Source organism: Listeria aquatica (assembly GCF_014223975.1).
GTDB lineage: Bacteria > Bacillota > Bacilli > Lactobacillales > Listeriaceae > Listeria > Listeria aquatica.
In genome coordinates this window covers 969783-994420 of the sequence record NZ_JAARRM010000001.1, presented here as the reverse complement: position 1 = coordinate 994420, position 24638 = coordinate 969783, and the positions used below count along the sequence as shown (strand labels likewise).

At 39.4% G+C, this 24638-nt stretch carries 19 protein-coding genes; 13 read left to right on the top strand and 6 right to left on the bottom strand.

What is annotated here, in order from left to right:
• Positions 1–31: 31 nt before the first annotated feature.
• Entirely contained in the window at positions 32–547 is a 516-nt protein-coding gene (locus HB912_RS04875) for a hypothetical protein (RefSeq protein WP_185372559.1), read from the top strand.
• A gap of 39 nt (positions 548–586) precedes the next feature.
• On the opposite strand, the gene HB912_RS04870 is transcribed toward HB912_RS04875, so the two are convergent.
• Complete coding sequence (locus HB912_RS04870; protein WP_185372557.1) at positions 587–1195, bottom strand: lysophospholipid acyltransferase family protein; 609 nt, start codon at positions 1193–1195, stop codon at positions 587–589.
• Positions 1196–1295: 100 nt separating this feature from the next.
• On the opposite strand from HB912_RS04870, the gene HB912_RS04865 reads away from it, so the two are divergent.
• The 7 genes from HB912_RS04865 (at position 1296) to HB912_RS04835 (ending at position 12984) form a co-directional block, all read left to right on the top strand.
• Complete coding sequence (locus tag HB912_RS04865; protein ID WP_185372555.1) at positions 1296–2420, top strand: exonuclease SbcCD subunit D; 1125 nt, start codon at positions 1296–1298, stop codon at positions 2418–2420.
• Positions 2420–5485, top strand: coding sequence for an SbcC/MukB-like Walker B domain-containing protein (locus tag HB912_RS04860; RefSeq protein WP_185372553.1), 3066 nt, complete (start codon positions 2420–2422; stop codon positions 5483–5485). The genes HB912_RS04865 and HB912_RS04860 overlap by 1 nt, the downstream gene beginning before the upstream one ends.
• Before the next feature lie 80 nt (positions 5486–5565).
• Positions 5566–8766, top strand: a complete 3201-nt coding sequence (locus HB912_RS04855) for a DEAD/DEAH box helicase (RefSeq protein ID WP_425324761.1) — start codon at positions 5566–5568, stop codon at positions 8764–8766.
• Positions 8766–9182 (top strand): general stress protein, encoded by a 417-nt coding sequence (locus HB912_RS04850; protein ID WP_185372551.1) that lies wholly within the window; start codon positions 8766–8768, stop codon positions 9180–9182. Before HB912_RS04855 ends, HB912_RS04850 begins: the two co-directional genes overlap by 1 nt.
• 170 nt (positions 9183–9352) lie before the next feature.
• Complete coding sequence (acnA, locus tag HB912_RS04845) at positions 9353–12052, top strand: aconitate hydratase AcnA (protein WP_185372549.1); 2700 nt, start codon at positions 9353–9355, stop codon at positions 12050–12052.
• 107 nt (positions 12053–12159) lie between these two features.
• Positions 12160–12393, top strand: coding sequence for a hypothetical protein (locus HB912_RS04840; protein ID WP_185372547.1), 234 nt, complete (start codon positions 12160–12162; stop codon positions 12391–12393).
• 18 nt (positions 12394–12411) lie between these two features.
• Complete coding sequence (locus HB912_RS04835; protein ID WP_185372545.1) at positions 12412–12984, top strand: DNA-3-methyladenine glycosylase I; 573 nt, start codon at positions 12412–12414, stop codon at positions 12982–12984.
• A 40-nt stretch (positions 12985–13024) separates the two neighbouring features.
• Here the strand turns inward: HB912_RS04835 and HB912_RS04830 are convergent, their stop codons facing one another.
• The 3 genes from HB912_RS04830 to adhE all read right to left on the bottom strand — a co-directional run bounded on the left by HB912_RS04830 (position 13025) and on the right by adhE (position 17765).
• Positions 13025–14092 (bottom strand): ABC transporter permease subunit, encoded by a 1068-nt coding sequence (locus tag HB912_RS04830; RefSeq protein WP_185372543.1) that lies wholly within the window; start codon positions 14090–14092, stop codon positions 13025–13027.
• Positions 14089–15006, bottom strand: a complete 918-nt coding sequence (locus tag HB912_RS04825; RefSeq protein WP_185372541.1) for an ABC transporter ATP-binding protein — start codon at positions 15004–15006, stop codon at positions 14089–14091. The genes HB912_RS04830 and HB912_RS04825 overlap by 4 nt, the downstream gene beginning before the upstream one ends.
• A gap of 158 nt (positions 15007–15164) precedes the next feature.
• Complete coding sequence (adhE, locus tag HB912_RS04820; protein WP_185372539.1) at positions 15165–17765, bottom strand: bifunctional acetaldehyde-CoA/alcohol dehydrogenase; 2601 nt, start codon at positions 17763–17765, stop codon at positions 15165–15167.
• A 329-nt stretch (positions 17766–18094) separates the two neighbouring features.
• Here adhE and HB912_RS04815 point away from each other — a divergent pair, with 329 nt between their 5' ends.
• Both HB912_RS04815 and HB912_RS04810 read left to right on the top strand, forming a co-directional pair.
• Positions 18095–18493 carry a hypothetical protein gene (locus tag HB912_RS04815; protein ID WP_244964443.1) on the top strand — a complete coding sequence of 133 codons (399 nt, stop codon included), beginning with the start codon at positions 18095–18097 and terminating at the stop codon, positions 18491–18493.
• A gap of 108 nt (positions 18494–18601) precedes the next feature.
• Entirely contained in the window at positions 18602–20215 is a 1614-nt protein-coding gene (locus HB912_RS04810) for a putative polysaccharide biosynthesis protein (protein WP_185372535.1), read from the top strand.
• Positions 20216–20261: 46 nt separating this feature from the next.
• On the opposite strand, the gene HB912_RS04805 is transcribed toward HB912_RS04810, so the two are convergent.
• Positions 20262–20777, bottom strand: coding sequence for a P-loop NTPase family protein (locus HB912_RS04805; RefSeq protein WP_185372533.1), 516 nt, complete (start codon positions 20775–20777; stop codon positions 20262–20264).
• A gap of 16 nt (positions 20778–20793) precedes the next feature.
• Positions 20794–21630, bottom strand: coding sequence for an NAD(P)H-hydrate dehydratase (locus tag HB912_RS04800; protein ID WP_185372531.1), 837 nt, complete (start codon positions 21628–21630; stop codon positions 20794–20796).
• 105 nt (positions 21631–21735) lie between these two features.
• Here HB912_RS04800 and HB912_RS04795 point away from each other — a divergent pair, with 105 nt between their 5' ends.
• From HB912_RS04795 to dat, 3 genes are all read left to right on the top strand, one after another.
• Positions 21736–22053, top strand: a complete 318-nt coding sequence (locus HB912_RS04795) for an NUDIX domain-containing protein (protein ID WP_244964415.1) — start codon at positions 21736–21738, stop codon at positions 22051–22053.
• A 185-nt stretch (positions 22054–22238) separates the two neighbouring features.
• Positions 22239–23651 carry a dipeptidase PepV gene (gene pepV, locus HB912_RS04790; RefSeq protein ID WP_185372892.1) on the top strand — a complete coding sequence of 471 codons (1413 nt, stop codon included), beginning with the start codon at positions 22239–22241 and terminating at the stop codon, positions 23649–23651.
• Between the two features lie 85 nt (positions 23652–23736).
• Complete coding sequence (dat, locus tag HB912_RS04785) at positions 23737–24606, top strand: D-amino-acid transaminase (RefSeq protein WP_185372529.1); 870 nt, start codon at positions 23737–23739, stop codon at positions 24604–24606.
• Positions 24607–24638 lie beyond the last annotated feature (32 nt).

Sequence of the window (24638 nt, the reverse complement as noted above, 5' to 3'; positions counted from 1 at the left end):
TACATAAAAAGGATTTTAGGAGGAGAAAGGTTTGAAAAAAATTGCTATTAGTTTGTTAATGTTTGTTTTAGTACTTTCACTTGCCGCATGTTCATCAGGTGGTAAGGAAAGTAGTGATAAAAAAGAGGACAACAAGACATCCTCTTCAAGTAAAGAAAAAGTACTTGATTATTACATGGATCTTGTTTCGAAAATATCGGATAAAAATGCGGATTTCAGTGCTTATACACAGGCGCAAACTGCTGATCCAAAACCAAGTGAACAAGAACTTTCGGAACTTGCGAAAAAAGCTTCTGTCTCGGCCCAAAATGTATCAGATATGCTGAAGGAAGAAAAAGTCCCTGATTTAGGTAAATCAACTAAGAAATTCGAGGTCACTCTGAAGGACTTAAGCAGTGCTTATGGGAAAGAAGCAGAAGCTTTAAAAGCCGATAAGCCTGACACTGCAAAAGCCGATAAAGAACTTGAAAAAGCGTCAAAAGAAATCAAAACGATCTTAGAGGATAATAAACTTGCGGGTTCTGATATCTTAACTGATACGATGTAACTCCAAAATAAAAGCATGCGGGCTTTTGCCCACATGCTTTTATTTATTTTTCGTTGCCTCAATTTCAGCTTGCAAGGCTTCAAAAGTTTTCATAAGTTCATCTGATTTTTGTTCCAAAACGAGTTTTTGTTCTTGTTCCGTGTCGTGTACTTGAATCGCATCGCCGAAACGAATAATAACCGGTTTTCGTTTAATGATTTCTTTAAAGTTTTTGGGTCCATCGTAAACCGCCGGAAGCAGTGGAACATTTCCTTTATAAGCAATCGTAACGGCGCCTCGCTTTAAATGAAGATTAGTTTGCTTACGTGTTCCACTTGGGAAAATTCCAACAACTTTCCCTTGTCTGAGCAAGCGAATAGGTGCCTTGATCGCGCTTGGCCCTGGGTTACTGCGGTTAACAGGAAAAGCATTTAAATGAGTCATTAGCCAGCTCAACATTTTCCCTTTAAAAAGTTCTTGTTTCGCCATATAATGAATGGGCGTTGGATAAAGGGCAAACCCGAGATAGATTATTTCAATCCAAGAAGTATGCGTGGAGACAACAACATAAGGCCCTTCGATGATCTTTTCTTTATTTTGTACTTGAAATCGTCCACCAATGATGGCTAAAATGAAGTGAACGGCACTTTTTGCAAATCGGTAAAACAACAGCTTCAACTCCCTAAAAAACCTAATTCAATTACTAGTATACCAAAAAAGAAGGATTTTGCACCTCATAAAAAGAGAAATAAAAAGAAAAGAGGTTATTATGAAACTTTTACATACAGCAGATCTTCATTTAGGAAAAATCGTTTCGGGGGTTTCCATGCTTGAAGATCAGCGTTATATTTTAAATGAAATTACAAAAATTATTAAACATGAAGAAGTGGATGGAATTATTATTGCAGGGGATCTTTATGATCGTTCCGTTCCTCCAACAAGCGCTGTCAGTTTGTTAAATGATACCCTGTTTCATTGGAACGTGGAACTTAAATTGCCCATTTATGCGATTAGCGGCAACCATGATAGTGCGGAACGGCTAAATTTCGGCTCCGCATGGTATAAAAATACACAGCTTTTTATGGCAGGAAAATTGATGAAAACGATTGAACCGATTTCGCTAGCTGAAGCAGAAATTTGGCTCGTCCCTTATCATGAGCCCGCACTTGTACGTGAACTTATGCAAGATGATGAAATTCGCAGTTATGAAGATGCGATGCAAGCCATTACGAAACAAATTCGTTCAGTTTGGGACTCTTCGAAAGCACAAATTCTTGTGGGACATGCCTTTGTTGCAGGGGGAATTCCATCTGATTCTGAGCGGCAGCTTTCAGTTGGCAATGTTGACCGAGTCTCAACAACCGCCTTTGACGGTTTCGACTATGTGGCACTCGGTCATTTACATCATCCACATGCCATTTCACATCCTACAATATACTACAGTGGTTCTCCGTTAAAATATTCGTTTTCAGAAAGCCAAGATCAAAAAAGTGTACGCATCGTCTCCTTTTCGGGGAATAAGCTTACAGAAGTTCGAGAAGTACCTTTGATTCCTCAAAAAGATATGCGAATGGAAAGCGGAACATTGCAGGATTTGACAACTAACCTCTTAGATCATCCAGAAGATTACTTAGCCATTCGCTTAGAAGATAAAGGGGCCTTGATAGACCCCATCGGAAAACTTCGTCCATTTTATCCTAATATTTTACATCTCGAACGGAAAAAGCTCGAGATTACGACGCAAAATGAAGATCAATTTGAAGAATTAATGAAAAAAGACGACATTGAATTATTTGACCAGTTTTTTGAGCACGTCCGGGGAGAAAGTTTGACGAAGAAGCAAGTTGATTTGATGACAGCTATTTTCAACGAAGTCCGAAAGGAGGAAAACTGATGCGCCCACTTAAACTTTCCATGACAGCTTTTTTAGCCTATAAGGAACGAGAAGAAATCGATTTCACAAAGCTAGGTAATGAACGAATCTTTGTTATCTCCGGGAAGACAGGAGCAGGAAAATCCACCATTTTTGATGCAATCAGTTTTGCTTTATTTGGAACTGCGAATTTAGCTGACCGAGATAGTGCCACACTTCGAAGCGATTTTGCAACTGCTTCTGAACTTACTACAGTTGAACTTACGTTTAAAATCCATGATAAAATTTACTGGATTAAACGCAGTCCAAAGCAAGAAGTCCCAAAAGCACGAGGAGAAGGGATGCGAACGATTCCACATAAAGTGGAACTCTATGAAATCAAGCAAGGAGAAGAAAAATTATTAGCGAGCTCCGTTCAAGAAGTAGAACAGCAGCTAAAAGAGATTATCCAACTGAATGTTGATCAATTTAGGCAAATTTTAATGATTCCGCAAGGTGAATTTCGTGAATTACTAGTCTCAGATAGTAAGAAAAAAGAACAGATTTTACAACGCCTTGCACATACGATTTATTATAAGCGGGTAGAGGAAAGGCTGATTGAAAAGCAAAAAGAGCTCGAAGAAAAAGCGGGACATGCAGAAGCTGAGCTCGCTAAAATTTTAGAACGAGTAGAACTGAACGACACTTCTAAGACGCTTGCTGAAAATTTAGCAGAGCTAGAGGCAAAAGAAGAAGCATGTGCCGAAATTTATCTAGCGGCAGATCAGGCGTTACAAGTGGCTCAGCAAAAAGCACTAGAAGCTGCCCAACAAGTTACACTTGCTGAAAAAACATTAGTAGATTTTTCGGAGCTTGATTCGGCGAAAGAAAATGAAAAACGCCTCAATGAAAAGCAAGCTGAAATGGAGATTTATGCAACAAAGTTGAAACAGGCAAGAAAAGCTGAACCGCTTCGTCAAATGCGTGAACAACTTCTTCGCTTTGATGAAAAATTAAAGCAAGAAAATCAAAAAAAAGTAGAACTTGAAAGCCAGGTAAAGCAATTTAAATTTAAACAAGCACAACTGCTAGAAGAACAAGAGGAGCTCCAAAAAGAAAGCGAGCGTGCGGAAAAGTGGCGTCATAATTTATTTCAATTTGAGGAATTAGAGCCGAAGCTAAAACAGCTTGAAACGAAAAAGCAGGAATACAAGCTGGCACAGCAAGATTTTGAAAAAGCAAAACGCCTTTTTCTTGAGAAAGAAGAAGTTTTTCGGCAGCTAAGTCAAGAAACTGATCGTTTAACAAGACAAATTGACACAAAAGCAGCTATTGAAGGTAAAAGATATGAATTGCTGGTTGAACAAAATCGGGCAGAAAAAACCCTTGCTGAATTAAAAGAAAAAGAACAACAAGCCATAGCCATTCAATCTTGGCAAAAACAGCAACAAAAAATCCTTGCTGAATTAGAAAGGAAACAACAACAAGAAAAAGAGCAAGCGCGTATTGTACAGGAGAAGCTTGAAATTGTTCGAAAAGAGCAAGCGGCCGTTTTAGCATTGAACCTAGTTGATGGCGAAGCTTGTCCCGTATGTGGCGCCCATGATCATCCCCATCCGGCAACTTTTCATGAGGCAAATGAAGAAGCAAATGCGCTTGAAAAAGAGCAAGCAAAACTTGAAACATTTCAAGAACAACGCCAGCATCTAGAGGAACAAAATCGTCAGCTGGAGTGGCAGATGGAGCAAGGCGAACCGTTAGATCTTCGCGAATTAGAAAGCTGGCAAAAAAGAGCAGAAGAACTGCAAGCGTTTCTTACAAAGCAAAAGCAAGCAAAGCAGGAAATGGATGTGGCGCTTGAAGAAAAAACGCAGCTAATAGAAGAAAACGCCAAGAAAACGCAGCAAAAAGAACGACTGAGCGAAGAACTTTCAAGCCTTCAAATGGAAAAGGAAAACAAAGAGCGAAAACGTTATGTGACAGAAACAGAAATCGGTCTTTTAGAGCAAGCGATTCCAGAAAATTTACGAAATGAAGAAACCTTTTTTGCGATGAAAAATAAAATTAAACAAGCACTAGATCGCCATTTGGAAAGCGAAAAGAGAGTTCAAGAAGCATTAAGCAAGCAAAACGAGCAGGTGGTTTCGGCGGAAACAGGGCTTAAAAACCAGCATGCTTACGAGGAACAATTAAAAGAAGAACAAGCACAAGAAGCAAAACGCTTTAAGACAGAACTTTCAAAGCGTGAGTTCACTGATTTTGCAAGTTTTGAAGAAGCTTTACTTTCTGAAAATGAGCAAGAAACAATCGAAAAAGAGGTTAAAACCTACGAAGATGAACGCCTCGTCGTGAAAGAGCGTATCCTTCAGCTTGAACGTAAATTAAAAGAAGTCGAAAAGCCAGATCTTGAACGGATACAGCAAGCATTTGAAGTTGTAAAACAAGAGCGGTTAGAAAAAGAACAAACAGCAGCTGAAACTCGAGAAAATAAGCGATTTATTTCTGAACAAAAACAAGCTTTTTTGGAAACTAAGAGCAAGCTAGATCAACTTGCGGCTGATTATGCGGATGTAGGTTTACTTGCCGATACGACTCACGGAAAAAATGAATTGCGTCTTACATTTGAACGCTACGTGCTCGCAACATTTCTTGATACGATTATTTATCACGCCAATGCACGTCTTCTAAAGATGACAAGTGGTCGCTTTGAATTAAAACGAAAACTTGAACGGGCAAAAGGAAATACGCAAAGTGGTTTGGAACTGGAAGTGTTTGACGCGTACACGGGCGCATCAAGACATGTTAAAACGCTTTCTGGTGGAGAAAGTTTTAAAACATCACTCGCTCTTGCCCTTGCGCTTGCAGAGGTTGTTCAAGAAATGGCAGGCGGTGTTTCTCTTGATACAATGTTTATCGATGAAGGATTTGGCACGCTCGATCCGGAATCTCTTGAAATGGCAATTGAATGTTTAATTGAAACGCAAGAAAATGGACGGTTAGTCGGTATTATTTCACACGTGCCTGAGTTAAAGGAGCGAATACCTGCCCGACTTGAAGTAACAGCAACAAATGATGGCAGCAAAACCCAATTTTTCGGAATCGAATAGAAGAAGCGATTCATCTGCTAAAACGCTTGTTTTATGGTAAAATGGAGTATTAAAAGAAATTTAGAGAGGGAAGTGAAGTTTTGAGTCAAAGCGTCAATATTCAAGATGAGATGATTCCCTATCAAATTAAACAAGCAGCCAAACAAATGCTCCGCGAAACGGCAATAGTAAAAGAACAGGACAACTATTATTTTGAAGACGGTGAGCGAGTCGAAAAGCATGGAGAACATTTATTTGACTGTACCTGTTCCGCTCATAAATACGGAGAACGGGTCTGTAAACACATTTATGCTGCTTTTTTGAAGGATGAAGAGTTCAAACATGAAATAAAAAAACAAAGCCTAAAAGCTCGAATTCTGGAGCAAGAATCGGAAACACTGCTTTCGCTTTTTAAAACAAATTCTGAACAACGTTTTGAAGGAGAAATTACGACGAGTCGCGAACTTTTGAACATTCAATTTATCATCAAAGTTTTTCCAGAAAATCAGATGAACCGACTAGCTTTAGAATTAAAAGTCGGTCCAGAACGAGTTTATGTGGTGAAACAAATTGGGAGCTTTTTTGATGCTATTAAAGAAGGACGCATTTTAGAATTTACAAGTCACTTTACTTATGACCCAAATGATTATGAATTTGATTCTGGTGACTGGTCGGTTTTAAAACAACTTACGCGAATCTATGAAGCTTCGAAGCTCTATGATACCGAACTGGATTCTTTTGCTCGAAACTACAGGGAAGACAAACGCCTTTTGATTCCACCGAATGCAGCGAAGCCACTTCTTGAACAAATTAGCGAGCGGTCAAGCTTATTCCAAATTGTAACGGAAAAAAATGACGTTTCGATACAGTATCCTGAGTTTTTAGTAACTGAAGAAAACTTGGATTTTAGTTATCGTTTTATAGAAACAACAGAAGGCGAATACCAAATTGAGTTTGAGTCGTTACAACAAGCAATTTTTCTGGACTTATACCGAGCTGTTTTTCTAGATGGAACGCTACATTTTTTAAGCGAAAAAAATTGGGAAGCGCTTGCGCCGCTGAAAGAGTTTCAACAAATTGCTAAAAGCGATATCATTCAGTTTCCTGAAAAAAAACTAGGGGAAATGGTTTCCTATGTCCTTCCCGTCTTGCAAAAAAGTGGACGTGTAGAGATGGATGAAGAAATTGAAACAAGAATTGAGCAAGAGGAGCTTATTGCAGAGCTTTACATTACGCCATTTGAAGCGGATAAGCATCAGCTACAGCTCGTTTACCGGTACGGGAGTCAGAGTTTTGATCCTTTTCAAACTGAAGAGCTTGAAGCGCGAGGTCGCCAAGTGATTTTGCGTGATATTGAGAAAGAAAACTATATCATGCATTTAATCGAGAATTCTCCGATTTTGTTTTCCGCTGATCGGATGGTGCTTCAAGCAGATGACGAGAAACTTTATCAATTTTATTACCGAGTGATTCCTAAACTTAAAAAATTGGTTACAGTTCATATGGCGGAGGAACTGGAAGAAATGATTCAAAAACAAGTCGAAGCAGTTACTTCCTTTGATTTAACGAAAGATAGCGGCTTGCTTTCCATTTCATTTGATTTTGAAGGAATTCCAGAGGATGAAATTCAAGATGTTCTGGTTTCGTTAAAAGAGAAAAAAGCCTTTCATCGCTTGAAGAACGGTCGTTTTCTCTCGCTTGAAGACAAAGCTTACCGAGAAATGGCTCGCATGATTGAATTCCTAGATTTGCGAAAGAATGCGTTAAAATCAACGGTTCAAGTTCCTGTATATCGAGGGATTCAGCTTTATGAGACCTTTTCTAAGGATCAAAAGTTGCATAGTCAATTTAGTCGAAACTACAATGAGTTGTTAGAAACCATTCAACATGAAAAAGAAACTCACTTTGAATTACCAAAAGGATTGAAGGCTTCTTTACGTGATTATCAAGTGACGGGATTTAACTGGATGAAGTCTCTTTCGAAATATGGCCTTGGAGGCATTTTAGCGGATGATATGGGACTTGGAAAAACGATCCAAACGATTACGTATTTGCTTTCTGAGCTAGAAGAAAAAGAACAGCTTGCCCCGATTCTCATCGTGACGCCTGCTTCACTTCTATACAATTGGCTGAATGAGTTCCGTAATTTTGCCCCGCAAGTTCCAGTTACGATTATCCAAGGAAACAAAGAAAAGCGTGAAAAACAAATTGAGCAAATTGAAAGGAATCAAGTTTATTTAATTTCTTATCCCACTTTGCGTCAAGATCAAGATTTTTTTCAAACCAAACAGTTTCATACGGTTATTTTGGATGAGTCACAAAACATTAAGAATTACGCTACAAAGGCTTCGCAAGCTGTTCGCTCTATCCAGACACGGACACATTTTGCACTTAGTGGAACGCCACTTGAAAATTCGACAGATGAACTTTGGGCAGTATTTCAAACGATTATGCCTGGTTTTTTCCCGCCGCTTCGCAAATTTAAGGAGTTAAAACATGAACGAGTAGCTGAACTGATTCGTCCGTTCTTGCTTCGCCGCTTAAAACAAGAGGTTGTGAAAGAACTTCCGGAAAAAATCGAAACGAATCTGTATTCAGAGTTAACGACTGAGCAGAAAAGCTTGTATCTTGCTTATTTAGAACGAATTCAAGAAGATCTAGCCCGTTCATCGCTTACAAGTGGGGCAGAACGGATCAAACTCTTAGCTGGACTCACTCGCTTACGGCAGATCTGCTGTGATCCCCGAATGTTTGATGCAAACTATATCGGGGAATCTAGTAAGTTGAATCAGTTGATAGATACAGTCCGTACTGCGAACGAAAATGGTCAGCGCATTTTAATTTTTTCTCAGTTCACTTCTATGTTGAAGTTGATTGGGAAGGAGCTTCAAAAAGATGGGCTAGATTTCTTTTATCTGGATGGGAAAACTTCTAGTAAGTCAAGAGTTGAGATGGCTGATGCTTTTAATGAAGGCGAAAAAGATTTATTTTTAATCTCACTAAAAGCTGGTGGAACGGGTCTTAATTTGACCGGCGCAGATACTGTCATTTTATTTGACCTTTGGTGGAATCCAGCAATTGAGGAGCAGGCGGCTAGTCGAGCTCATCGCATTGGCCAAAAACGAGTAGTTCAAGTGATTCGTTTGATTACGAAAGGGACAATTGAAGAAAAAATTTATGACTTACAGAAAACGAAGCAAGCATTAGTCGATCAGTTGATTAAGCCAGGCGAGCAATTTTTACATCAACTTTCGACCGATGAAATTAAGGTGATATTAGATATGAACGAGGAGGGACTCTGATGAAAAAATGGGAAGTGTTTGAAACAGAGACAGAAGCAGAAGCAAAGACGAAAATTGAACAGTTAATAAAAGATGGCTATTCCAAAGAAGATCTATCAGTGTTAGCTAAACAAAAAAAGGTTAGCCGTGAAGTAGCAGAAGATACGGATACGGACATTGAACGTCCGGTGAATGAAGAAGCATTTGGTGCTATTTCAGGGATTTTACAGTCATTAAGTGGCGGACTTGTGATCCCACAAGTGTACCGGCCAGATGGGGGTCCTCTTTATGCAGCGGGTCCGTTTGCAAAATGGTTCTCAAGAACGGATGATAAATCTGTTACAAGGCTCTTAGAGGACTTTGATTTGACTGAACGACAGATAGCAGATTTTGTACAGGGACTTGAAGCTGGTAAAATTTTAATTTTGGCCAGATAAATGGGAGATCTAGCGAAAAAACTGACAGAAAACTGTCGGTTTTTTTCGAAAGAAAAGCAGTTATTTTATAAGAAAAAGTTATTAAAAAGAAAAAGTTTATCCTAGTTTACTTATCGCTTAGATTCCAGTACAATAAAAGAGAGAGCGCTTCGATTAAGGAGGAGACGAAGATGACGAACTGGAAAGAAAAAGCCAAAACATCCTTTGAGTTGGATGGAGAAACGATTTATTATTATGATTTGAAAGTACTTGAAGAAAATCCAAATGTGAAAATTAACCGATTGCCGTATTCCATTCGAGTGTTACTGGAATCTGTTTTACGTCAAAATGATGGCCGCGTGTTAACGGATCAGCATGTTGAAAACCTTGCAAACTGGTCAAAAAATCCGCAAGAAAATCACGGAGACGTTCCTTTTAAACCGGCACGTGTTATTTTGCAGGATTTCACTGGAGTTCCAGCGGTAGTTGATCTGGCGTCACTTCGAAAAGCGATGCACGATATGGGCGGGGATCCCGAAAAAATCAATCCAGAAATTCCAGTGGATCTCGTAGTCGATCACTCTGTTCAAGTCGATAGTTATGCTAATCCTGAAGCTTTAAAGATCAATATGGAACTTGAGTTTAAACGCAATATGGAACGGTATCAGTTTTTAAATTGGGCACAAAAGGCGTTTGACAATTATCGCGCAGTTCCTCCAGCAACGGGGATTGTCCACCAAGTCAATTTGGAATATCTTGCAAGCGTTGTGCTGAAAAAAGAAACTGGGGGTGAGATTACAGCTTATCCGGATAGTTTGGTTGGAACGGATAGTCATACAACGATGATCAACGGGCTTGGCGTCTTAGGATGGGGCGTTGGTGGTATTGAAGCAGAAGCAGGCATGCTTGGTCAACCTTCTTATTTTGCTATTCCTGAAGTTATTGGTGTGCGTTTAACTGGAGAGCTTCCAAACGGTGCGACAGCAACTGATTTTGCACTAAAAGTAACCCAAGTTTTACGGGAGAAAAAAGTAGTGGGTAAGTTTGTTGAATTCTTTGGTCCAGGCATTTCTTCATTGCCATTAGCTGATCGTGCAACCGTTGCGAATATGGCACCTGAATACGGAGCAACTTGCGGCTTTTTCCCTGTTGATCAGGATTCGCTTGATTATTTACGACTGACGGGTAGAAGTGAAGCGCAAATCAAGCTTGTAGAAGAATATCTTAAGACCAATCACTTGTTTTTTACTTCCGAAGACCCTGAATACACTGAAATTGTTGAGATTAATCTTGCTGAAATTGAAGCGAATTTATCTGGGCCGAAACGTCCACAAGATTTAATTCCACTTTCAAAAATGAAACAAACCTTTGAAGATTCGATTACGAAACCAGCTGGAAATCGAGGTTTTGGTCTTGAACCTAGTGAATTTGATAAACAAGCGAAAGTGATTTACGGTAATGGTGACGAATCAATCATGCGGACAGGAGCTGTTGCGATAGCCGCAATCACAAGTTGTACGAATACATCTAACCCATATGTCATGCTTTCAGCAGGGCTTGTTGCGAAGCGTGCAGTAGAGTTAGGACTTGAAGTGCCTAAATATGTAAAAACTTCTTTAGCGCCAGGTTCAAAGGTTGTAACGGGATATTTAGAAAAAGCAGCGCTTCTACCTTATTTAGAAAAACTTGGCTTTGATTTAGTAGGTTATGGCTGTACAACTTGCATTGGGAACTCTGGACCTTTAAAAGAAGAAATCGAACAAGCGATTTTAGATAATGACTTGCTTGTTTCAGCTGTTTTAAGTGGGAATCGGAATTTCGAAGGACGAATTCACGCGTTAGTAAAAGCGAATTTTCTCGCTTCTCCTCCTCTTGTCGTGGCTTATGCACTGGCAGGAACAACGGATATTGATCTGGAAAATGAAGCAATTGGGCGAGGAAACGACGGAAAAGAATATTATTTGAAAGACATTTGGCCGTCATCTGATGAAGTGAAGGCGCTTGTGAAAGAAACTGTCACACCAGAACTTTTCCGTGAACAGTATGCACATGTGTTTGACGATAACTCAACATGGAATGCAATCGAAACAACAGACGAACCTCTTTATAGTTGGGATGAGGAATCGACGTATATTGCTAACCCGCCATTTTTTGAATATCTATCAAAAGAGCCTGGTCTTGTTGAACCACTTTCAGGCCTTCGGGTCATTGGAAAATTTGGCGATTCTGTGACAACAGACCACATCTCACCAGCGGGAGCGATTGGAAAGGATACGCCGGCAGGAAAATTCTTGCGTGAACGGGGCGTCGCGATTCGCGATTTCAATTCCTATGGCTCAAGACGGGGACATCACGATGTCATGATGCGCGGGACCTTTGCTAATATTCGAATTAAAAATCAAATTGCTGAAGGAACAGAAGGCGGCTATACAACTTATTTCCCAACAGAAGAAGTCATGTCCATTTACGATGCGGCTCAAAAATATGCAGAAACTGGTACGGGGCTTGTCATCTTAGCAGGCGATGATTATGGAATGGGCTCTTCACGTGACTGGGCAGCAAAAGGAACAAACTTGCTTGGCATTAAGACTGTGATTGCCAAAAGCTATGAACGGATACACCGGTCGAACCTTGTCAGGATGGGGGTTTTGCCTCTACAATTTTTGGCAGGCGAGAGTGCAGAAACACTTGGTCTGACTGGACGTGAAACAATCTCTGTCGAAGTGGGAGAATCAGTTAAGCCGAAAAGCCTAGTCAAGGTGACAGCAGTTTCAGAAGACGGTTCGTTTAAAACTTTTGATGCGGTCGTACGGTTTGATTCTGAAGTAGAAATTGATTACTATCGCAATGGTGGAATTTTACCGATGGTCTTGCGTGAAAAATTAAGTTGATTTAAAAAAGAAGGCAGTTTACGGGTAACGACTGCCTTCTTTTTGACTTGTAAAAAGAGAACGAATGTTCTATAATAAATGATATGTTAACGAAAGCGAGAATTGAAATGAAAAAAAGTACTTGGCAGATTATTGTAGTCGTAGCTTTTGGGGTGTTTCTTGCAAGCGTTTGTCTTTTCTTTAGTGTGAATTTACATTTAAATCGTTTTTTACTATTACTTTTTATTGCTATAAGTTTGACAATTGGCATTACGGAGCGACGCAGTGGACGTCTGCTTTTTTGCTTGTGTGGTTTTTTTGTTGCGGCTTTTATGAGTACATATTATATTTTAATTCATTAGTGAAAGGGAGCGGTAGGAGTGGGAGAAGAAACAGGCTGTAACTGGGCGAAAAGCAGTGAACGTGAACAACAATATCATGATGAAGAATGGTGTGTTCCAAGTTATGACGATCGCTATTTATTTGAAATGTTGAATTTAGAGGGAGCACAAGCTGGGCTTTCATGGCGAACTATTTTAAATAAACGGGAAGCGTACAAAAGAGCGTTTGCTCATTTTGATATCGAAAAGTGTGCGAATCTTTCGGAAGAAGAATTGGAAGAACTACGTCACGATGAAGGAATAATTCGCAATCGTTTAAAAATCCAAGCTGTTAAAACGAATGCCAAGGCAGCGCTTAAAGTTCAAGCAGAGTTCGGGTCATTTTCTTCCTATATTTGGCACTTTACAAGTCATAAACGGGTGATTCACCAGTTTGAAAGTGAAGCAGATATGCCAGCACAAGATGAACTATCTGAGCGAGTAAGTCGCGATATGAAAAAACGAGGCTTTAAATTTGTTGGACCCGTTATTATTTATTCGTATCTGCAGGCTGTTGGGGTGCTAGACGATCACGTTCTTTCTTGCCCGCTGCATAGTTTAAATCAAGTCTAAAAAAGAGGAAACCTGCGAATGGTTTCCTCTCGTTTTTTAATTAACTTAAAGCGACATCTCGCTTTTTAAAGATATAAAAGGTAAATCCAAGAATAACAATGATATAAGCAAATAAGGTAAGTATCACTTGCCACATTGCAAGACCGCCGGCAACTTCATTTCCAAGAGCCATTGAGTTCAGTTGGAAGAGGTTAAAGATTAGCCATTTTAACCAGTCATATTTAGCAATGGCAAGCGGAAGAAAGGTAGCGATGATGTTTCCAGAAAATAGGGCTCCAATCCCAACTCCGACAGCGAGTGCTTGCGAACGAACAACGGAAGAGAACAGAAAAGCAATACTCAAGAAAGTGAGCATTAAGACAAAATTTGTCCCAGTTAGTTTTAGTGCCATCTCATATGCGTTAAGTGAACCGGTCGCTGGAGCGAGCGGTAAGCTGTATGACTCGCTACCAAGCATAAGTGAAAAGAGCAAGGAAGACACGAATAGTACAATACTTGAAATTACTGCATAAATAATACATATGATCAGTTTCGATGCAAGAACTTGTGAACGAGAATAAGGTCGCGTTAGAAGCAATTTGATTGTTCCGCCAGAAAACTCAGAGGCGACAATGGTACTCGCTATGATAACAACTAAAATTGTTGCAATACTAGCTTCTTGAGCTAAACTTCCGAAAAATTGGGCACCATCTGGTCCTCCAGCGGATTCAAGAGGTGTTTTTCCTTTATCGGCATAAACTTGATAGTAATCAATTTGCCGCTGTAGCTCTTCCTTAGTTTGTTTATCAGTGACTGCTTTTTTTTGCATTTTCAAAGCGGATACAGAATCTTTTGGCGAAAGTACTTCTGTTCGAATTTGCTTTGCCTTTTCACTATCGTTTTTAGCGATACTATTATATTGATCTTCAGAAATGGGCTGACCAGAAGCATCAAAATGCTGGGTAACACCACGAGGAGCTTCTCCTGAACCCTCAGAGGTATTGATCGTTTTATTAACAAAGAATAGTAGCAGTGCCATTAAAAAAACCATGAGAACGAGAACAAGTTGCATGATCCAGCTGGATTTACGAAGCAATAATTTTTGCCATTCATTTTTTATTAAGTTCATTTAGGTTCTCCCCCGTTCGTTAACGCTAAGAAGCGATCTTCAAGTGAAACATGAACTTTTGCAAGCTCCAAAATGTCAATATTAGCTTTTACTAGTGAGCGGGCAATTTCAGGAACGACATCACTAGCAAGTTCTAGCGTCAACTGCTGCTCTACTTGTGCCTTTATTTCAAGATCAAGAGATTCTAATACTAGTTTAGCTGCCTCGGGATCAGAAACTTCTAGCTGAATCGTTACTTTTGCTTCTTTTTCAAGATCGTGCATGCTTTCAATGTGTGTGAGCTTGCCATGATTGATAATAGCAAAGCGATCTGTAATTTGCTGAATCTCACTTAATAAATGACTCGAAATCAAAACAGAAGTCCCATTTTGTGCAAGTGACCGAATTAGTTCACGAAATTCGCGCATTCCTTGTGGATCGAGACCATTTGTTGGTTCGTCAAGAATTAATAAATCTGGCTCATGAATAAGTGCTTGGGCAAGTCCAAGCCGTTGCCGCATTCCTAGTGAATAAGTTTTTACCTTATTGTGAATAGCATGACTGAGCTTGACTTGTTCCACTATTTCCACGAAACGCTCTTGTGGGATATCTTTGCGACTCATTCGTGCAAATTGCTTTAAGTTGTTAAAACCAGACATATACATATAAAATTCTGGATTTTCGATAATCGCTCCGACATTTTTTATGGCATCTTTAAAATTTTCATCGACATTGACACCACTGATGTGCACCTCGCCACTTGTTTTTTTGATTAATCGAACAATGGAACGAATAATGGTTGTTTTTCCAGCACCATTTGGGCCGAGTAAACCAAAAACTTCCCCTTTTCGAACGTCAAAGCTAATGTTATGTACAATTTCTTTTTGCCCAATTTTTTTTGAGACATTGTCTAGTTGCAATACTGTTTCCGTCATTTTCTCACTCCTTCAGACAATTATTAATCAATCTATTTTATTATAACTAACATCAAAGAATCAGGGCATTAAGCCTAAGGTTGATTTTATCTACTACTTGAGTATGAGAAAAACCCCTCCTTCAAACGAAAGAGGGGAGAGCTCTCTTACTTTACAACTTAAACACCTTGGTAAGCTTTGATATAGATATCTTTTAGTTCGCTTACAAGTGGTTGTTTTGGATTGGCAGTTGTACATTGATCCATAAATGCTCGATCAGCAAGTGTGTCAACGACCGTGTCAAAGTCTTTTTTCGCCACGTTTTGTCCTTTAAGACTCATATCAATACCAACATCTTTTCCTAGCTTGATAACTGCATCTATAAGGGAATCCACACCTTCTTTAGTTGTATTTGCTTTTAGCCCGATGATTCGTGCAATTCGCGCATAATCTTCGTCTGCTTTAAAGCTTTCATATTTAGGGAATAGGGCATGTTTTCTTGGCTTTTCAGCATTATACCGGATAACATGTGGCATTAAAATTGCATTGGCACGACCATGCGGAATGTGGAATTCAGGCCCAATCTTGTGAGCTAAACTATGATTGATCCCTAAGAAAGCATTGGCAAATGCCATTCCTGCAAGGGCAGAAGCGTTGTGCATTTTTTCGCGTGCATCTTCATCGCCAGTAAGCACAGAGTCACGTAAATTTTCAAAAACAAGTTCAATAGCGCGGATAGAAAGACCTCTTGTATAGTCGCTCGCCATGACTGAAACATAAGACTCAATTGCATGTGTTAGTACATCCATTCCAGTATCGGCAGTGATATGCGCTGGAACAGTGGTTACATATTGACTATCGACAATGGCTACATCCGGTGTTAATTCATAGTCTGCAAGCGGATATTTAATGTTGTTTTCTTTATCAGTGATGACTGCGAACGGCGTTACTTCAGACCCCGTACCACTGGTTGTTGGAATAGCAACAAATTTAGCTTTTTCACCTAATTTTGGATATTTGAAAGTCCGTTTGCGAATATCCAAGAATTTTTGCTTAAGTCCAAAGAATGAAGCTTCCGGATGTTCATAGAAAAGCCACATTCCTTTTGCAGCATCCATCGCAGAACCGCCACCAAGCGCGATGATACAATCCGGTTTGAAGTCTTTCATCATTTCAGCACCTTTATAGACAGTTACATCGGAAGGATCAGGCTCAACATCAGCGAAGACTTGGCAAGCTACTTCGTTTTGGCGACGATTTAAGTGATCAATTACGACATCCACATATTTAAATTCAACCATTCCAGGGTCCGTTACAATGAAAACTCGATTTACATTTTCCATTTTTTGTAAATATTGAGTGGAATATTTTTCAAAGAAAATTTTAGGTGGAAGCTTGAACCATTGCATATTATTTCTCCGATCTGCGATTCGTTTAACATTTAGAAGGTTAGTGGCGCTAACATTTTGAGAAACGGAATTTTTCCCATAAGACCCGCATCCTAGGGTTAGTGATGGAATAAATCCATTATAGATATCACCAATCCCACCTTGTGCAGAAGGTGCGTTCACAATGATACGGCAAGCCTTCATACGCAGACCAAATGCTTTTTGAGCTTCTTTATCTGTTGAATGAATAACAGCAGAGTGTCCTAAACCACCAAATTCAAGCATTTCTTCAGCACGGTCAAATGCTTCTTTTTGCCCTTTTGCTTCAATAAAAGCAAGAACTGGACTAAGTTTTTCATGAGAAAGAGGGTAGTTTTTTCCGACCCCTTTAATTTCTGCAATTAAAATTTTAGTAGTTTCTGGAACTTTAAATCCAGCTTGCTCAGCGATCCAAGCAGGGGATTTTCCAACTACATTTGGATTAAGCGAACCCGTTTCAGGATGAATGACATAACTTTCTAATTTTTTAAATTCAGTTCCTTTTACAAAATAACAATCATTAGCAAGAAACTCTTCTTTGACCGCTTTCACGATTTCTTTATCAACAATGACAGCTTGTTCAGATGCACAAATCATACCCTGGTCAAAAGATTTGGATAAAATAATATCGTTTACGGCACGTTTGATTTTAGCCGTTTTATCAATGTAAGCAGGAACGTTACCAGGACCAACGCCGAGTGCGGGTTTTCCTGTTGAATAAGCAGATTTCACCATGCCAGCACCACCAGTTGCAAGCACAAGAGAAACTTGATCGTGATTCATCAATTGTTTTGTCGCTTCAATTGCAGGCTTTTCAATCCACTGCACACAGTGTTTGGGTGCGCCAGCTTTTACAGCAGCTTCATAAACAACACGTGCAGCTTCAGCCGAACAGTTTTGTGCACTTGGATGGAAAGCAAAGATGATAGGATTTCTGGTTTTAATCGCAATAATGGCTTTAAATAGAGTGGTAGAAGTCGGATTCGTTACAGGTGTGACGCCAGCGATAACTCCCACAGGCTCAGCGATTTCAATAACTCCATTTTGTTTATCTTCATTAATAATCCCAACTGTTTTATCATTTTTGATATTATTCCAAATATATTCAGTTGCAAAAATATTTTTAATACATTTATCTTCATATAAACCACGACCAGTTTCTTCAATCGCCATCTTTGCAAGCGGCATATGCTGATCAAGTCCGGCAAGTGCCATGGCGTGAACAATATGATCAATTTGCTCTTGAGTAAAGCTTTCGAATTCTTTGAGAGCATTTTGTCCATTAGTTGCAAGCTTATCAATCATTTTTTGAACTTCTAGAATTTCACGACTTGTTTCTTCTTTAATCGCCATTTTCTTTTCCTCCTAATCTTAGGGACTTTTTTCGTCCAAGTAAGACATTTGTTGTCCCTGCTGCTCAAAAAAAATTGTGGCAGTCGACTTTGCCTCATTTCTTTTGATGTATTATCTTAATTACAAACATAGTATAACTTAGCAAAAAAAGTTTGTAAATAGTTTCACGTGAAAACATTCACAAATATATAGAATTTAAGTCGATTGAACTAAAAGAGAGGTCTTTGTTAGGTCTTTTATCCTTTTTGGTTTTCCATGTTAGGATTGACCGAGAAAGGGTAGCTATGGTAAAGTTTCTAGTAATAAAGGAGAGGAAAAACGTGCAAGAAATGTATTTAAAACAAGCCAAAACGATCTCACTGATTATCGCCTTACTTTCACTTCTTCAGGCACTGCTTGCCATCATCGGTTTTGTATCAGTACTTTTGACCTTACCAGCTATGAAAGTCTCGCAAACCATTATTCGAGAAGCACTCATCAATACATCTATCAATATCATTTGTTTTCTATTATTTACTGTTTTATTTTTCGTTGTTTACAGACGACTTCGAAAGGGTGTCACAACAAGCATAATCGTTCAATTTCTATATATTGCTTACATGATTTTTTCCGTCATTTTAGGCATTGTAAATGGTGGCTTTTCTCTGCAAGGTGTGCTTGTGCCACTTATGCTTATTATTTTAGGAATTGCTTCTGCTTATTCGATAAAAAAAGTTGAACGCCACTAAAAAGAGCAGCTTTTTCCTGTTCTTTTTTAGTTCCTTCTTTTTTTTTAAATCATTAAATGGTAAAGTAGACAAGAGATTATTTTAAATTAAAGTAAAGGAAGTTTAAGGATGGGTTCGAAATTACTTCGCGGAACATTTATCTTAACTCTCGGGACACTGATTTCTAAAGTGCTCGGGATTTTGTACGTTATCCCGTTTTACGCTATTATTGGCGGAGATAAACCGGCATTACTATATAACTTTGGCTATGTGCCGTATCAACTTTTTTTGAGTGTAGCAACAGCAGGAATTCCACTTGCCATTGCTAAATATATTGCCAAATATAATGCGATGGAAGAGTATAAAATCGGACGACGATTATTTAAAACTGGCGTTTACTTAATGATTCTTTCTGGTATCATTTGTTTTATCGCGATGTATTCTCTTGCACCTTTCCTTGCTAGTCTGCAACAATTAGAGGGAGGGTATAGTCTTGAAGATGGTATCCGAGTGATTCGTGCAGTGAGCTTCGCACTTCTTATTATTCCTGTAATGAGCTTATTGCGTGGTTTTTTCCAAGGATACAATTCAATGGGTCCCTCGGCTGTTTCGCAAGTTGTCGAGCAAATCGTTCGGATTGCTTTTTTACTTGGCAGCACGTTTGTTGTTATGTATATCGTCAAAGGTTCGGTTGTGACAGCTATTAGTTTAGCTACATTTTCTGCATTCGTTGGAGCCCTTGCAAGTTTAGCTATTTTGATGTGGTATTTCACTAAACGAAAAAAGGGACTCGATCAAATGCTTCTAGAAGACAGAGGAGAGCTTCGAGTATCCATTCCAACGCTTTACAAGCAAATTATTTTGTCAGCTATTCCTTTTATTATTGTCGGTTCTGCAACTTCACTCTATCAGCTGATTGACCAATTTACACTTGGGCGCGTCCTGCAGTATATAGGGCTTTCCGCTCACAAAGTCAATAGCTATGTTGCGATTATTAACTTTGATATCCAGAAGCTTATTTTGATTCCAGGAACGCTTGCGATTGCTTTTTCAATGGCATTAGTTCCGCTTGTTACAGCCGCTTATGTTAGAAAAGAGCATGAACAAGTGAAACGTCAGTTAAATGATGTATTTCAAATCTTGTTGTTTCTGACGATTCCGGCATGTATTGGGATTACTTTGCTAGCTCGTCCGCTTTTCACTGTCTTTTTCCAAGCAAGTGATGCCGGAACAGCGCTCTTACAGTTTTCCGCACCATTTGCGATTCTTTTTTCACTTTTTAGCGTAACAGCTGCCGTTTTGCAAGGAATTGATGAGCAACGATTCACTGTGTTAGGTCTATTGTTAGGTTTACTCACAAAGTCCGTTTTACAAATGCCACTTGTTATGTTGTTTGAAGCCAAAGGTTCTGTTCTAGCCACAGGGCTTGGGTATGCAGTTTCTTGTATCTTTATGATTATGATTATTAAACGCTATGCACATTTTTCTTTTGCCCTTATTGCAAGGCGTGTGACCTTATTTTCTTTTTTAACCTTGATTATGTCACTTGTTGTGGGTATTTTCTATTTCCCACTTGCACATATTTTAAGTCCGGACCACAAAATTACAGCGTTTTTCCTAATTCTTTTGTGTGGAGGAGTCGGGGCCGTTACTTATGCGCTACTTGCCTTTAAACTACATCTTTCAGACAAATTGTTTGGACCAAGAGGAACACGTGTCCGTGAAAAACTGGGAATCAAATAAAAAAGCTTTCGTGCCAAGGCACGAAAGCTTTTTGCGTAATCTAGCTTCAAACTTTTTGCTTGCTATACACCATTAGAAACCGCTCAATTTCCCGAGTGCTTTTTAAGACAACAAGTTTCTCTTCTGGAACTTCGGCTAATTTTCTGAGGATCGCTTTGCGTTTTTTCGGATAATCTAGAACATACTTGTAGAAAGAAAAATCAATCCGTTCTGGGCAACCTTGTGCAGAATCAGGACGAACTTTTCCGAGACTTAATAGATTTCGTTTTAGAACACGGTAAAAATAAATTCGTCTAGGTAAATCCAAGAAGACTGTCAAATTAGCTTCTTGGAAGCGTTTTGACCAAGTCTCCGTATAGTTACCTTCCATAATCCACTCTTTGTGTTGTGTGATCAACAGCTGAACCTTTTCGCATAATTCCTGCTTAGAGATTTCCACCCAGCCAGGCTTAAAATAAAGGCTATCAAGATGAATGGGTGAAAGATTGACGGCTTTTCCAAGTTTTCGTGCAAGCGTTGATTTTCCAGAACCAGGTGGCCCGATAATATTCAGTTTTACCATGTTGATTTCCTCCTCATTAAGGATAAGGGGTGTCAGACATTTCACTAAAGATCTTCAAATAGTAAGGGAGTTCTTTGGCAATATCACTTGGTAAAACAATAAAACGTTTTTTTGCTAAAGTGTCGCCAATATAACTGTGAAAAAAAACACCAGATAAAACGCCTCCAAGTGGGGTAGAAGCCTGTTTCATTAGACCTGCAATAATTCCTGCGAGCGTATCCCCCATGCCGCCAGTTGCCATGGCAGCTGATCCATACATATTTAACCAGATTTCGTCTTCCGCATAAACCTTTGTCCGGTGTCCTTTTAAAATGACTACAGCTTGGAGGAGTTCTGCACATTCGAGGTTATTTTCTGCATCTGGTGTACAGTTAACAAGACGTTTCCATTCGCCAGCATGTGGAGTGAAAAACAAAGCGGCACGAGGCTTCGGTAAATCTTCTTGAGCATAAAGTGTAATCCCGTCGCCATCAATAATAAGGTTTTGCTCCTTTTTAACGCCACTTAAAACGATCTCCATTAGGCGATAGGCTTCGCCGTCAAGACCGAGTCCAGGGCCGACCAAAACAGTATCAAAAGTAGGCAGTAAGCGAACTAACTCATCATGATTCGTCCAATCTAAAAACATACATTCAGGAAGTCTCGCGTGTAGGGCGGAACGATTTACCGGATGGCTTGCGAGTGTTGTAAGTCCAGCACCACTGTAAACGGCACCTTGTGCAGCAAGAATTCCAGCACCGCCATACATCTCGTTTCCGGCTATGATTAACACTTTTCCGTATAAATTTTTGTAGCCCTCATCGTCTCGCTTTGTAATAAAACCACTAATGGATTTTGGGGTGATTTTTTTCATTGGAATTCACGCTCCTTCGTAAAAATTGGATTTTCTAAAATACGGGCGTTACAATACATTTAATGATCCAACTTCATTTTATCGAAAGAAGGAGGGAATTGTAAAATGAAACCTGTCATTCCGGCGGTAAAAGCTGTTATTATTCAAGGGAATTCCTTTCTTGGTTTAAAAAAATCGGGAATGGAACAAGAGGTTTATGATCTTCCCGGCGGAAAAATGGAATACGGTGAAACGCAAAGGGAGTGTCTTATACGCGAAGTGTTTGAAGAAACGGGGCTAGGTGCATCACCAGTTCTATTGTATGATACGTGGAACGTAATTTTTCCTGATTATCAAATTTCAGGTGTTTTCTATTTGGTAAAAACTGAGAATATAAAAGAGATACATCTATCTAGAGAGCATCAATCATATAAGTGGCTCTAGCTTTCTGAAAATGGTTTAAACGATTTAGATATTGCGTATAGTAAGCAAATGAGCCATTGGAATTTCGATTCAATTATTGAATTTATGAAATAATTTAAGTCAAATTAAACAGTTTCTGCTTTTCTCTCTCGGGAAAAGGGGGTACAATGGAAGGGCAGAAGTTAATGATGGAAGGAATGAACGATATGAGCGAAATTAACTGGCAAGAAGAAATTGAAAAACGAAGAGAGGATTTTCTAAAGGATTTAGAAGGTTTACTTCGTATCCCAAGTGTCCGTGACGACGACGCAAAAACACCTGACGCTCCTTTTGGCCCTGATGTTAAAAGAGCATTGGACTATATGATCGAGCTAGGTAAAAAAGATGGGTTCACGACGAAGGAAGTAGGAAATGTTGCGGGGCACATCGAATACGGCGAAGGAAAAGAGCTTGTCGGTGTGCTTGGACACGTGGATGTTGTTCCTGTTGGGGATGGTTGGTCAAATGATCCTTTTGATCCTGTTTTAAAAGACGGAAAACTTTTTGCTCGTGGAGTTGCAGATGATAAAGGTCCAACAATCGCTGGTTATTATGCACTTAAAATCGTGAAAGAGCTTGGACTTCCGCTTTCAAAACGGATTCGTGTGATTGTTGGTTCTGATGAAGAAAGTGGCATGAGCTGTGTGGAGCGCTACTTTGAAACGGAAGAACAACCAACAATGGCATTTGTGCCAGATGCTGAGTTTCCAATTATTCATGCTGAAAAAGGGATTTCTGAACTAGATGTTTCCTTCAAGAAAAGCGAAAATGATGGTTATGAAGCCTTTAAACTTGAGTCACTCGAATCAGGTGCGCGGTATAATATGGTGCCCGATCATGCAAAAGCTGTCCTTAGTGAAGTTCAAGATAATGATGGCTTGAAACAAGAATTTGAAAACTTCCTTAAAAGTCATGATGTGACAGGTGATTTTAGTGTCACTGAGAAAAATATCACACTTTCGATTGTCGGAAAATCTGCGCATGCAATGGAACCTAATAATGGTGTAAATGCGGGACTTCTTCTTGTTGCTTTCCTTGGGAAATTTGAGTTAACTGGAACAGCGAGAGACTTTGTAACTTTTGGAAGAGATTATCTTTTCAACGATTCGCGTGCAACAAAACTTGGAATCAACTACGAAGACAAAGAAAGTGGCGAACTGACAATGAATGTCGGTATTTTGCGTTACGATCAAGTAGAAGGTGGAACATTTGGACTAAATTTCCGTTATCCAGTAACTGCTGATATGGACAAGCTCAAAAATAAAATGGAAACTGTTGTTTTAGAATACAATGGAGAGTACACACATTATGATGATTCTAAACCATTATTTGTTCCAGAAGATCACCCATTAATTCAAACCTTGCAACAAGTTTATACAGAACAAACAGGGGAAGAAGCAACTCTCCTTGCAATCGGTGGTGGAACCTATGCACGTCACCTTGAAACAGGCGTTGCATTTGGCGCTTTGTTCCCAGGTCGTGAAGATACGATGCACCAAAAAGATGAATTTAGTTATTTTGATGATTTGCTAAAAGCGGCTGCTATCTATGCAGAAGCTCTTTACAAATTGGCAAAATAAGAGGTATAATAAGAAAAATTTTACTGCTGCAGGTGCTTTTCTGTACCCTGTAGCAGTCTTTTATTAAATTGAAGGAGTGACGAAGATGAAAGTACTAGTCAATGATAAAATCGTAGAGCGAGAAAGTGTTGCTATTGACATGGAAGACCGTGGCTATCAGTTTGGAGATGGAGTCTATGAAGTTGTTCGTCTTTACAACGGTCAGTTTTTTACATTTGATGAACATATTGATCGCTTGTACGAAAGCGCAGCCAAGATCGACCTTGTCATTCCTTACGCAAAGGATGTCTTAAGAAACTTGTTACAAAAGCTTGCAAAAGAAAACAATATTCATACTGGAAACATTTACCTGCAAGTAACTCGCGGCATCCAAATTCCGAGAAATCATATTATTCCTGACGATTTTCCACTTGAGGGCATCTTAACAGCTTCTGCTCGTGAAGTTCCACGGGATGAAGCACTCTTTGTAGAAGGTGGGCGAGCGATAACTGATGAAGATATCCGCTGGTTACGTTGCGATATCAAGAGTATCAGCTTACTTGGAAATATTTTAGCCAAAAATAAAGCACACCGGGCTGGTGCACTAGAAGCTATTTTACATCGAGGCGGCACCGTGACGGAGTGCTCTGCTTCAAACGTTTTTATAGTTAAAGATAGCGTTTTGTTGACGCATGCTGCGGACAATTTAATTTTAAATGGCATTACTCGCCAAGTCATCATTGATGCAGCGAAAAAAGGCGGTTTCCCAGTTGAAGAGAGAGATTTTTCTCTTGAAGAATTAAAGGCAGCAGATGAAGTCTTTATTTCAAGTACAACACTTGAAGTTACGCCAATTACACAAGTTGATGATTCAGTAATTGGAAATGGAAGCAGAGGGCCAGTTACGAAAAAAGTACATGAATTATTTGAAGCCGAAATTGTAGCATCTTGTGGCGAATTTGTAACGGTTCGCTAATATAGAGGAGAGAAGGGAGACCTTCTCTTTTT